The sequence below is a fragment of the Paraburkholderia sp. genome, assembly GCF_004298475.1.
In the GTDB taxonomy this organism is placed as follows: Bacteria; Pseudomonadota; Gammaproteobacteria; order Burkholderiales; family Burkholderiaceae; genus Paraburkholderia; species Paraburkholderia denitrificans.
In genome coordinates this window covers 13417-25541 of the sequence record NZ_SCRP01000002.1, presented here as the reverse complement: position 1 = coordinate 25541, position 12125 = coordinate 13417, and the positions used below count along the sequence as shown (strand labels likewise).

General features: G+C 59.5%; 7 protein-coding genes and 1 pseudogene. 4 read left to right on the top strand and 4 right to left on the bottom strand.

Going from position 1 to position 12125, the window contains the following annotated elements; genetic code table 11:
• Window positions 1-48: 48 nt before the first annotated feature.
• The 3 genes from EPN59_RS00265 (at window position 49) to EPN59_RS00255 (ending at window position 5107) form a co-directional block, all read left to right on the top strand.
• The gene (locus tag EPN59_RS00265; RefSeq protein ID WP_293036186.1) at window positions 49-1971 is read left to right on the top strand and encodes a PrkA family serine protein kinase; all 1923 of its coding nucleotides are present in this window, start codon (window positions 49-51) and stop codon (window positions 1969-1971) included.
• 158 nt (window positions 1972-2129) lie between these two features.
• Window positions 2130-3398, top strand: a complete 1269-nt coding sequence (locus EPN59_RS00260) for a YeaH/YhbH family protein (protein ID WP_293036188.1) — start codon at window positions 2130-2132, stop codon at window positions 3396-3398.
• Window positions 3395-5107 (top strand): SpoVR family protein, encoded by a 1713-nt coding sequence (locus tag EPN59_RS00255; RefSeq protein ID WP_293036191.1) that lies wholly within the window; start codon window positions 3395-3397, stop codon window positions 5105-5107. The genes EPN59_RS00260 and EPN59_RS00255 overlap by 4 nt, the downstream gene beginning before the upstream one ends.
• 65 nt (window positions 5108-5172) lie before the next feature.
• On the opposite strand, the gene EPN59_RS00250 is transcribed toward EPN59_RS00255, so the two are convergent.
• The 3 genes from EPN59_RS00250 to EPN59_RS19680 all read right to left on the bottom strand — a co-directional run bounded on the left by EPN59_RS00250 (window position 5173) and on the right by EPN59_RS19680 (window position 9385).
• Window positions 5173-5826, bottom strand: a complete 654-nt coding sequence (locus EPN59_RS00250) for a response regulator transcription factor (protein WP_293036194.1) — start codon at window positions 5824-5826, stop codon at window positions 5173-5175.
• A 36-nt stretch (window positions 5827-5862) separates the two neighbouring features.
• Window positions 5863-6309: a DUF4019 domain-containing protein gene (locus tag EPN59_RS00245; RefSeq protein ID WP_293036202.1), complete on the bottom strand. Its 447-nt coding sequence runs from the start codon at window positions 6307-6309 to the stop codon at window positions 5863-5865.
• 64 nt (window positions 6310-6373) lie between these two features.
• Window positions 6374-9385 carry a YadA-like family protein gene (locus EPN59_RS19680; RefSeq protein ID WP_363928529.1) on the bottom strand — a complete coding sequence of 1004 codons (3012 nt, stop codon included), beginning with the start codon at window positions 9383-9385 and terminating at the stop codon, window positions 6374-6376.
• Between EPN59_RS19680 and EPN59_RS19675 the strand changes: the two genes are divergently transcribed.
• Window positions 9378-11147 carry a hypothetical protein gene (locus EPN59_RS19675; protein WP_363928518.1) on the top strand — a complete coding sequence of 590 codons (1770 nt, stop codon included), beginning with the start codon at window positions 9378-9380 and terminating at the stop codon, window positions 11145-11147. The genes EPN59_RS19680 and EPN59_RS19675 overlap by 8 nt on opposite strands.
• Here the strand turns inward: EPN59_RS19675 and EPN59_RS19670 are convergent.
• Window positions 11138-12067, bottom strand: a pseudogene (locus tag EPN59_RS19670) (hemagglutinin); the annotation flags it as partial. The gene EPN59_RS19675 and the pseudogene EPN59_RS19670 sit on opposite strands and share 10 nt — an antisense overlap.
• Between the last annotated feature and the right edge of the window lie 58 nt (window positions 12068-12125).

Here is a 12125-nt window from a genome sequence, read left to right as displayed (position 1 = left end):
CGGGCGCGCCGCGCGTGACATCGGTCGAAGATCTAGCGAGGAGGTAGCATGGATATCTACAGCAGCTTCGCGACCCGCTTCGAAAAAACGCGAGAGGAAGAACTCTCGCTCGAGGAGTATCTCGCGCTCTGCAAGGAAGATCCCAGTGCGTACGCCACAGCGGGCGAACGCATGCTGACGGCAATCGGCGAACCCGAACAGATCGACACGCGTAACGATCCACGCCTGTCGCGCATCTTTGCGAACAAGGTCATCAAGGTCTATCCGGCATTCCGCGAGTTCTACGGCATGGAGGACGTGATCGAACAGGTGGTCGCGTATTTCCGCCACGCAGCGCAGGGCCTCGAAGAGAAGAAACAGATCCTCTATCTGCTCGGTCCCGTGGGCGGCGGCAAGTCGTCGATCGCCGAGCGGCTCAAGCAGCTCCTCGAACGTGTGCCGTTCTATGCGATCAAGGGTTCGCCCGTCAACGAATCGCCGCTCGGCCTGTTCGACTACGACGAAGACGGTCCCATCCTCGAAGAGCAGTACGGCATTCCGCGCCGCTATCTCAAGAGCATTCTGAGCCCCTGGGCAGTCAAGCGCCTGCATGAATACAACGGCGATATCCGGCGCTTCCGCGTGGTGCGCCGCTATCCGTCGATTCTGCGGCAGGTGGGAATTGCGAAGACCGAGCCTGGCGACGAGAACAATCAGGACATTTCTTCGCTCGTCGGTAAGGTCGACATCCGCAAGCTCGAACAGTATGCGCAGGACGATGCCGATGCCTACAGCTACTCGGGCGGCCTGTGCCTCGCGAATCAGGGTTTGCTCGAATTCGTGGAAATGTTCAAGGCGCCGATCAAGGTGCTGCATCCGCTGCTCACCGCAACCCAGGAAGGCAACTTCAAGGGCACGGAAGGGTTCGGTGCAATTCCGTTCAACGGCATCATCCTTGCGCACTCCAACGAGTCGGAGTGGAAGGCATTCCGCAACAACCGCAACAATGAGGCGCTGCTCGACCGGATTTTTGTCGTGAAGGTGCCGTACTGCCTGCGCTACTCGGAAGAGATGAAGATCTACGAGAAGCTGTTGCGCAATTCGTCGCTGGCCCAGGCCGTCTGCGCGCCGGGCACGCTCAAGATGATGGCGCAGTTTTCCGTGCTCACGCGCCTGCAGGAGCCGGAGAATTCCAGCCTCTTTTCGAAGATGCAGGTCTACGACGGCGAAAATCTCAAGGACACCGATCCGAAGGCGAAGTCGTATCAGGAGTACCGCGATTTCGCGGGCGTGGACGAGGGCATGAACGGCGTCTCCACGCGCTTCGCATTCAAGATTCTCTCGCGCGTGTTCAACTTCGATTCCACCGAAGTAGCCGCGAATCCGGTGCACCTGATGTACGTGCTCGAACAGCAGATCGAGCGCGAGCAGTTCCCGCCGGAAACCGAGCAGAAATTCCTGTCCTTCGTGAAGGACGTGCTGGCATCGCGTTACGCCGAGTTTATCGGTAAGGAGATTCAGACCGCGTACCTCGAATCGTATTCGGAATACGGGCAGAACATTTTCGACCGTTACGTCACGTACGCCGATTTCTGGATCCAGGATCAGGAATTCCGCGACCATGACACGGGCGAAAGTTTCGACCGCGCGGCGCTCAATGCCGAACTGGAGAAGATCGAGAAACCGGCTGGCATCAGCAATCCTAAGGACTTCCGCAACGAGATCGTCAACTTCGTACTGCGCGCACGGGCCGCCAACGCCGGGAAGAATCCAGCATGGATCAGCTACGAGAAGCTGCGCGTGGTGATCGAAAAGAAGATGTTCTCCAACACGGAAGAGCTCTTGCCGGTCATCTCGTTCAATGCGAAGGGCTCGGCGGAAGAGCAGCGCAAGCACGAAGACTTCGTCAACCGCATGGTGACGAAGGGCTATACGCCGAAGCAGGTGCGGTTGCTGTGCGACTGGTATCTGCGGGTGCGCAAGTCATCATGAGCGAGGAAGCTTTACCGTCCGTGCGCCGCGCCGCCACTGCTTTACGGCGGCGGGTCGCACGGGCTTCCGGCGGGGCGCGGGCCGCATGGCCATAAGCGCGACGCAGATGCACAACGCGCTGCGCCTCGCTCATTCGAAACTGGAGCGGGAGACTGAATGTGCTTCATCAAATCATCGACCGCAGGCTGGCCGGCAAGAACAAGAGCATTGCAAACCGCGAGCGCTTTCTGCGCCGCGTGAAAAACTATATTCGTCACGCCGTATCGGAAGCGGTGCGTGATCGCAGCATCAAGGACATCCAGAATAACCAGAGCATCACGATCCCGCGCAAGGATATCGCCGAACCGTCGTTCCGCCACGGTCCAGGCGGGCGGCGCGAGATGGTGCATCCGGGCAACGAGGACTATGTGCGCGGCGACCGCATTCCGCGTCCGCAAGGCGGCGCGGGCGGCGGCGGAAGCCAGGCGAGCAACGAAGGCGAAGGCCAGGATGACTTCGTGTTCGAACTGTCGCGCGAAGAGTTCATGCAGTACTTCTTCGACGACCTCGAACTCCCGCGCCTCGTCAAAACCCATCTGATGGCCGTGCCCACCTGGAAGAGCATCCGCATGGGCTGGGCCGCCGAGGGCACGCCCAACAACATCGATGTCGTACGTTCGCTGCGCAGCGCACTCGGGCGGCGCATCGCGCTGGGTGCGCCGCTCGCCAGCGAACTTCATGAACTCGAGGAGCAACTCGAGGTGCTCAAGGCCGATCCGGCCGACCGGCGCGAAGAAATCCGCGACCTCGAAGAACGGATCCACCATCTGCGCGGCCGCATCTGGCGCATTCCGTTCATCGATCCCTTCGATCTGCGCTACGTGAACCGCATCAAACAGCCACAGCCTTCGAGCCAGGCTGTGATGTTTTGTCTGATGGATGTGTCCGGTTCGATGGACGAGCAGCGCAAGGATCTTTCCAAACGCTTTTTCATCCTGCTCTACCTCTTTCTCAAGCGTAATTACGAGCGCATCGAGGTGGTGTTCATCCGTCACCATACGCGTGCCGAAGAGGTGGATGAAGACACCTTTTTCCATTCCACCGAGAGCGGCGGTACGGTCGTTTCCAGTGCGCTGGAACTCATGAAAGAGGTGATCGAGGACCGATATTCGCCGAGCGAATGGAATATCTACGGCGCGCAGGCGTCGGACGGGGACAACTGGACGGACGATTCGCCGAAGTGCCGTAAGATCCTCCTGGATGACATCCTGCCGAAGGTGCGTTATTTTGCGTATATCCAGGTGACGCCCGAAGAGCAGAATCTCTGGCTCGAATACGCGCAACTGGCGCTTACGCAGCCGCATCTGGCGATGAAGAAAGTCGACTCCGCGGCGGATATTTACCCGGTTTTCCGGGAGTTGTTTGAAAAGCAGGTGGAAACATCATGACGACACGCCACTTGCACAACGAAGCGCGCGGCTATCAGCCCGAGCGCCGGAAGACTGGTGGCCACGATAAGGGGCACCGTGGTGTGAGGGAGGACGCCACTGCGCCCGCCGCCGGGGAACCGGGTCATGTTTCCGAACCCGCTCGCGAGCCGGAGCGTGGGCTTCGCGAGCCAAGGGAAGTGCACATGGACTTAGCCGATAGACGGCCGTTGCCGTGCCCGTCCGACTGGACCTTCGAACTGATCGAGGAATACGACACGCACATCGCGCATGTTGCGGAGCAATATGAGCTTGACGTGTACCCGATCCAGCTCGAGCTGATCAGTGCCGAGCAGATGATGGACGCCTACGCATCGGTTGGCATGCCGGTGAACTATCGGCACTGGTCGTTCGGCAAGCACTTCCTCGCGACCGAGAAGAGTTACCGGCGCGGCCAGATGGGGCTCGCGTACGAGATCGTCATCAACTCGAATCCGTGCATTGCGTACCTCATGGAAGAGAACACGATGACGATGCAGGCGCTCGTCATCGCGCACGCCGCGTACGGTCACAATTCGTTTTTCAAGGGCAATTACCTGTTCAGTCTCTGGACGGATGCCCACGCAATCATCGATTATCTCGTCTACGCGAAAAACTACATTGCCGAATGCGAAGAGCGTTATGGCCTTGATCGCGTCGAGGAACTGCTCGATTCCTGCCACGCGCTGATGAATTACGGCGTGGACCGTTACAAACGTCCGCAAAAGCTTTCGCTCGAGCGCGAGGCCGCGATGCGACGCGAACGGGAAGCCTATCTGCAGTCGCAGGTCAACGATCTGTGGCGCACGCTGCCCGCGAGGCATCGGCCGCTCGCTGAGGAAGTGGAAGAGCGTTTCCCGCCCGAGCCGCAGGAAAACCTGCTCTATTTCGCCGAGAAAAATGCGCCGCTCTTGCAGCCGTGGGAGCGGGAAGTCATTCGCATCGTGCGCAAGATCGGTCAGTATTTCTATCCGCAACGGCAAACGCAGGTCATGAACGAAGGGTGGGCCACGTTCTGGCATTACACGCTGCTCAATACGCTGTATGCGCAAGGCAAACTCGAAGACGGCTTCATGATGGAGTTCCTGCACTCGCACAGCAACGTCGTGTATCAGCCGCCCGTAACGAAGCACTATTACAGCGGCATTAATCCGTATGCGCTGGGATTTTCCATGATGAGCGACATTCGCCGCATCTGCGAAAACCCCACCGACGAAGACCGCAAGTGGTTCCCCGAACTGGCGGGCAGCCCGTGGCTCAAATCGCTGCACTACGCGATGCGCAATTTCAAGGATGAGAGCTTCATCGCGCAATATCTCTCGCCACATCTGATCCGCGAAATGCGGCTCTTTTCCGTGCTCGACGACGACATGCGCGACGCGCTCGAAGTCTCCGCGATCCACGACGACAGCGGCTACCAGTACGTGCGCCAGGCGCTCTCGCGGCAATACGACATGCATCATCGCGAGCCGAACATCCAGGTCTGGTCGGTCAATATGCGCGGCGACCGAAGCCTCACGCTGCGCCACTTCATGAGCGACAACCGCCATCTTTCCAACGACACCGATGAAGTGCTGCGCCACATGGTGAGGCTGTGGCAGTTCGACGTGTACCTGGAGAGCGTCGATGAGAACGGCACGGTGCGCAAGCGCTATGAATGCCGTTATATGCCGCCATCGTTGAGGGTTTAGCCGCCGCCTGTCCATCGGGCCGTCAAACTATCCGGACGTCGATGCGTCAGCTTTTCGGGGCAGGCTCAGTGCACTGCGCCGTGAAAGCTGACCTTGAACGCATAAGACAACAATTCAGCATCGTCAGCGATACCGAGCTTGCGCATGGCAGTTGCCTTCAGTGCGTCGATGGTGTGTCTGGACCGGTCAAGCTTGCGCGCAATCTCGACGGTCGACATGCCGGTCGCATAGAGCTGGATCACCTGTGCCTCAGGCTTCGATAAACCCATGCATAGGCCAAGACCGTTGACAGCAGGTTCTTGCGTCCAGGCCTTGCAGACGGCGCGGCGTGAAAAGGAAGCGTCATCCGCGCATGCAGTGTGGATGGCGGCGATCAGGTAGCTTGGGTCAACAGACTTGTTGATGCATGCACGCACACCGATCTGCGTGAGCTGCCGCGCGATGGCCGGGCTATCGATGACGGTAAAGGCGACGATTCTTAAATCAGGATACCGCCGGCGCAGCCAGGAAAACATCTCGAAGCCGTCGCCAAACGTTCCGTTCGGCATCATGTAGTCCGATACCAGGACATCGCACGGTTTCGTTTCGAGTAATTTAACCAGCTCGTCGGGATTATTCGCGGTTCCGGCGATTCTTATTGCTTTGACTGCACCGAGTATGCAGACGACGCCAGCAACGATCGTCGGGTGATCGTCGGCAATTATGACGTCAATGACCATGTCGATCCTGGTGATTCCCGCGATTGCGTGGATATCTCACTGCACAGCACCCTGCTGCAGGCGAGGCACGTAGCCGGTAAAGTGCCAGCGACCATCGTCTTCGAGGCGAAAACTCACTTTTTCAAACACTGTCGCACCGGTTGCGAGTGTCGTTGCGTAGTCGATATTCGCATACAGCCCGTCGGGCAGTTCGAGCGCGTTCGTGTAGATGATCCGGGTGATCTGTGCCCAGCCACGACGGCTGACCGTGCCGAGTTTTTTCCTGGTCTCCAGGATGCTGGTTTCGAATTTATCCCGTTCGATACGGTCTTTCACGAATTTGGCCGCCCCATTCCACACGACTCTGATCTGCCCGTTGTCCAGGTGACGAAATACGACGTCTGCCTCCTGCAGCAGTTCGTTGGCCGACTCGCCATTGGATTGTGCGTGTGCGTTTAAAGCAGCGGCGAGTGCAATGATGGTCAGGGATGATTTTATGAGCATGTTTGCCATGTGTTTAGTCATGCAAAAAATTTAGAGAGCCAATGTGCCCTGAGCGTAGCTACGCTCACCAGCCATATCCGAATCCCGCGCCGTACGTCTTGTTGTCTCCCGATATGCCGATGCCGACCTTCAACACTGCGTTCGACGACAGATTCGCGCTCGCGCCGAAGGCCATACCGGATTGCCCGGCGAAACGCGCTACGCCAACCGCGACAGTGAACGTTTTGCCCGGTGTGACCTGCGGCAGCATGGTCAGGGCAGTGGCCGCGGCAATGCCTTGCCGCGCCATCTTGTTGGTGTTTTGTAGTTCAGCGCTCAAGCTATTGATTTGCATTTGCTGATTCTGCGCAGAATGCGTAAACGACGTCGAAAGCGCATTGAGCTGGTTAAGGTTGACAGCGTCCGTGCCTTCTGTGCCTGGGGCGACGTTGATGATCTGACGTTGCTGCGTATCGTTGCCTACCGACACGACGTTTGAACGACCGCTGTTTGTGGAGTCTGCGCCTAGCGCAACTGAATTCGACCCTGGCGTGACGGTCGGTGCGACGCTGCCCGGGATGCTCATGTCGGCGCCCGTGCCCGGAGCGCCGGACGAAGGAGGCTGATTCGCCAAAGATGTTGATAGCGACGCCAGGGAACTGTTGAAGTCCGCCATGCCTGTCGAAAGCGAAGCGATCGAGCTTTCCGATGTGCTCAAACCTGTCGACAAAGATTCGTTGCCGCCGGCAAGCGGCGGGAGCGTATCCACGATACTGGTGGTCGTGCTCAAATCCGTGCTCAACGAAGATACCGAGGTGGACAATGAATTGACCACTCGATACGCCGCGTCGAGCTGGCTGCCGTTCACAGCATCCGTGCTGGTGGCGGAAATGCGCCCCGCGGCGACATTGGTGATCTGGCGTTCTGCGCCCAGCGCGCCGACGCTGATCACGCTGAGCGGAGCGCCACCGGCAAACGCATAGGTGACGCCGCCAATCGTCGCATTCGATGTCGGGTTCGGAGCAGCGGTGATCGAACCGGCACCTAGTGCAACAGCGCCCGCATTGTTCGCGACGGCGTTTGCGCCGAATGCGAGCGAGTCGGCAGCGGTTGCGGTCGAACTGCTGCCGAGTGCGATCGAATTGTCGCCTGTTGCAACGATTGCGTTGCCGATAGCGATTGCTTTAATACCGCTCGCGGTATTGGTGAAGCCAATCGACACGGACTCGCCGCCCGTGGCCATCGTCTGCTGCCCGATGGCTACGGCGCCACTCGATTCCGCTGCTGCGCCATCGCCCACGGCTACGCCGCCGCCGCCCGCCGCGGTTGTGTTCACGCCGATGGCCAGTGCATTGGCGCCCGTTGCGCCGTCATTGTTCCAGTTACCCTGTTGCGTGCCGTTATCGTTGATGCTGACGTAATGCGGTTTTATGCCGTCTACGGCGGTCGAAGTCGAGGTGGACAGTGACGCGATGGAACTGTTGGCCGATACGAGTCCGGTGGACAGTGAGCCAATGCCGGTGGAGGTCGACGTCGATAGCGACGTGACCGTGCTGTTGGTCGTGCTCAGGCCGGTCGAGAGGGAGCCGACCGTGCTGTTGGTCGTGCTCAATCCGGTCGACAGCGAGGTGACGGTACTGTCGGTCGAACTCAGACCGGTCGACAGTGAATCAAGCGTGCTGGTGCCCGTCGAAATGCCCGTCGACAGCGCATTGAGCGCGGTGTTGGTCGCGTAGAGCTGCGAGCCGTTGATGGCGTCGGTACTCGTCGCGGAGATCTGGCCGGCCGCAACATTGGTGATTTGACGCTCCGCCCCGACAGCCCCAACGCTCACCACACTCAATGGATTCGAACCCGCGAAAGAGTAGGGTACGCCGCCGACTGTCGCGATGGATCTGGCTGTCGGCTTGGGCGCAGCGGTGGTCGAGCCTGCGCCGAGCGCGACGTCATTGGCGTAGTTTGCGACGGCGTTCGGTCCGAGCGCAATCGAATCCGTGCCCAGCGCCCGGCTGTCCGCGCCGGTCGAGTTGGCGTGGAAGTACTTGAGGCCTTGACTGTTGATATGGTCGATGGCTGAGCCGATGCTATTGACGCTGCTGGTCGTGCCGTTCGCGTTGTACATCGTGTACGACGGCGCGGAGATGGCGCCGGTGGCGGCATTGTAGGTTGCGCCCCCGCCGAGCGCTGCAGCCGTGCTGCTACCGAAGTTGTTGGTTGTGACCGCAACCGTACTCAAACCAGTGGACAGCGAGCTGACGCTCGATGAGGTTGAGCTCGACAGGGAAGTGATTGAACTGGTGGCCGTTGAGAGTCCGGTCGAGGTCGAGGTCGATAGCGACGTGACGGTGCTGTTGGTCGAACTCAGGCCGGTCGACAGGGAACTGACCGTGCTGTTGGTCGTGCTTAATCCAGTCGACAGCGAGGTGACGGTACTGTTGGTCGTGCTCAGGCCGGTCGACAGGGAACTGACCGTGCTGTTGGTCGTGCTCAATCCGGTCGACAGCGAGGTGACGGTACTGTTGGTCGTGCTCAAACCGGTCGACAGTGAATCAAGCGTGCTGGTGCCCGTCGAAATGCCCGTCGATAGCGCATTGAGCGCGGTGTTGGTCGCGTAAAGCTGCGAACCGTTGATGGCATCGGTACTCGTCGAGGAGATCTCGCCGGCCGCAACATTGGTGATTTGACGCTCCGCCCCGGCAGCCCCAACGCTCGCCACACTCAATGGATTCGAACCGGCGAAAGAGTAGGGTGTGCCGCCGAGTGTCGTGCCGGCTGTCGGCTTGGGTGCGGCAGTGGTCGAGCCTGCGCCAAGCGCGACGTCACCGGCGTTGGTTGCGACGGCGTTCGGCCCGAGCGCGATCGAATTCGTGCCGAGTGCCTGGCTGTCCGCGCCGGTCGAGTTGGCGTGGAAGTACCTGATGCCTTGACTGTTGATATGGTCGATGGCTGAGCCGATGCTGCTGACGCTGCTGGTCGTGCCGTTCGCGTTGTACATCGTGTACGACGGCGCGGAGATGGCGCCGGTGGCGGCATTGTAGGTTGCGCCCCCGCCGAGCGCTGCAGCCGTGGTGGTGCCCAGGTTATTGGTTGTGACCACAACCGTACTCAAACCGGTGGACAGCGAGCTGACGCTCGATGAGGTTGAGGTCGACAGGGAAGTGATCGAACTGGTCGCTGTTGAGAGTCCGGTCGAGGTCGAAGTCGATAGCGACGTGACCGTGCTGTTGGTCGAACTCAGTCCGGTCGACAAGGAACTGACGCCAGTCGAATTCGACGTCGATAGCGAGGCGACTGTGCTGTTGGTTGAACTCAATCCGGTCGACAGGGAGGTGATACCGGTCGAAGTGGACGTCGACAAGGAAGTGATTGAACTGGTTGCCGTTGATAACCCTGTCGAGGTCGACGTCGATAGCGACGTGACGGTGCTGCTGGTTGAACTCAGTCCAGTCGATAGCGAGCTGATACCGGTCGACGTGGACGTCGACAGCGATGTGACCGTGCTGTTGGTCGAACTGAGTCCAGTCGACAGAGAGCTAATACCGGTTGAGGTGGAGGTCGACAGCGATGTGATCGAACTGGTAGCCGTTGAGAGTCCGGTCGAGGTCGAGGTCGATAGCGACGTGACGGTGCTGTTGGTCGAACTCAGTCCGGTCGACAGCGAACTGACGCCCGTCGACAGAGAGCTGATTCCCGTCGAGGTCGATGTGGACAGCGAGGTGACCGTGCTGCTCGTTGAACTCAGCCCAGTCGACAAAGAGCTAATGCCGGTCGACGTGGATGTCGACAGCGATGTGATCGAGCTAGTGGCCGTCGACAATCCCGTCGAGGTCGATGTCGATAGCGACGTGACGGTGCTGCTGGTCGAACTCAGTCCGGTCGACAGGGAACTGATCCCGGTCGAAGTGGACGTCGACAGCGAACTGATCCCGGTCGAAGTGGACGTCGACAAGGAAGTGATCGAACTGGTTGCCGTCGACAATCCTGTCGATGTCGATGTCGATAGCGATGTGACGGTGCTGCTGGTCGAACTCAGTCCTGTCGACAGCGAACTGATACCGGTCGAAGTGGACGTCGACAAGGAAGTGATCGAACTGGTTGCCGTCGACAATCCCGTCGATGTCGATGTCGATAGCGACGTGACAGTGCTGTTGGTCGAACTCAATCCTGTCGACAGCGAACTGATACCGGTCGAAGTGGACGTCGACAAGGAAGTGATCGAACTGGTTGCCGTCGACAATCCCGTCGAGGTCGACGTCGATAGCGACGTGACGGTGCTGGTGGTCGAACTCAATCCGGTCGACAGGGAACTGATCCCGGTCGAAGTGGACGTCGACAGCGAAGTGATCGAGCTAGTGGCCGTTGACAATCCCGTCGAGGTCGACGTGGACAGCGACGTGACGGTGCTGGTGGTCGAACTCAATCCGGTCGATAGCGAGCTGATACCGGTCGACGTGGACGTGGACAGCGATGTGATCGAACTCGTGGCCGTTGAGAGTCCCGTCGAGGTCGACGTCGATAGCGATGTGACGGTGCTGGTTGTCGAACTCAATCCGGTCGACAGCGAGCTTATACCGGTCGACGTGGACGTCGACAGCGAAGTAATCGAACTGGTGGCTGTCGACAGTCCGGTCGACAGGGAGCTGGCGTTGGTCGAGGTCGACGTCGACAGCGAGGTGAGAGAACTGTTGGTGGAACTCAGTCCGGTCGACAGAGAACTGGCGTTGGTCGAGGTCGACGTCGACAACGACGTGATCGAGCTATCGGCTGTACTGAGCCCGGTCGACAGAGAACTCAACGCTGTCGAGTCGGAAGTAGACAAACTGGCGATACTCGACGCCGTCGTGCTTGCGACAGAATAAAGCTGGCTACCGTTGATTGCATCGGTGCTCGTGGGGGTGACCAAACCGGCCGCGACAAACTGGAGACGTTTCTCGGTACCGGTGCCGCCGATACTGACCACGCCTGCCGCACCGCTTGAACCAGCAAAGTTACCGAAAGTGAGGTTTCCGATCGTTGCGCTGCTATACACGCCGATACCGGCGGTCGCCGATGTCGCCGTTCCAACCGTAGTGGCTGCCTGACCCAGTGCAACCGATCCAGTGACGCTTGCTGTGGCATTGGGGCCAAGGGCTGTCGTCGTGGAGCCGTTGGCTAACGCCCAGTTGCCGAGAGCCACACTGCTTGCGCCTGAGGCGGTTGCTTTGTTACCGAGAGCCGAACTGCTTGCGCCTGAGGCGGTTGCATTGGGGCCAAACACCGCGGCCGACGCATTTGACGCCACTGCGGACGTACCGATTGCGATAGCGCCGTTGAGTCCGCCCGCTGTAGCCGTTGCGCCGTAGCCAATCGCCACACCACCGGTTGTAGTCGAATCGGTTAAAGCGTTGCGGCCAATAGCAACGCCATTTACACCCTGGGCACTCGCTCCGCCAGTGCCGGTATTGTTGCCTCCACCAATTGCAACCGAACTGTCTCCGGCTGCGCGGGTGTCGTTACCCAGTGCAACAGATCCCACGCCGCCACTGCTTGCGCCCGAGCCCAAGCCGACGGTCCCCGCATTCGATGCGGTGGAGTTGTTACCCACCGCAACGCCGTAAGCCCCGCCTGCACTGGCATTGGTACCAATACCAATCGAGTTGGCCCCCGTTGCGTTACCGCCCCCAGCGGAGTATTGGCCCATGGCTGGGCTGGAAACGAAAAGTGCCGCCAATGAAACAGCAGCCGCAATCGCTTTCTTATTGACGGCGCCGGCAGATTTCCCGCGAACGGCATCGATTTCAGATCCCGCAACCCATGCGCCCAGCGCTTCATTCCAGATCGAACGATATATTTTATTC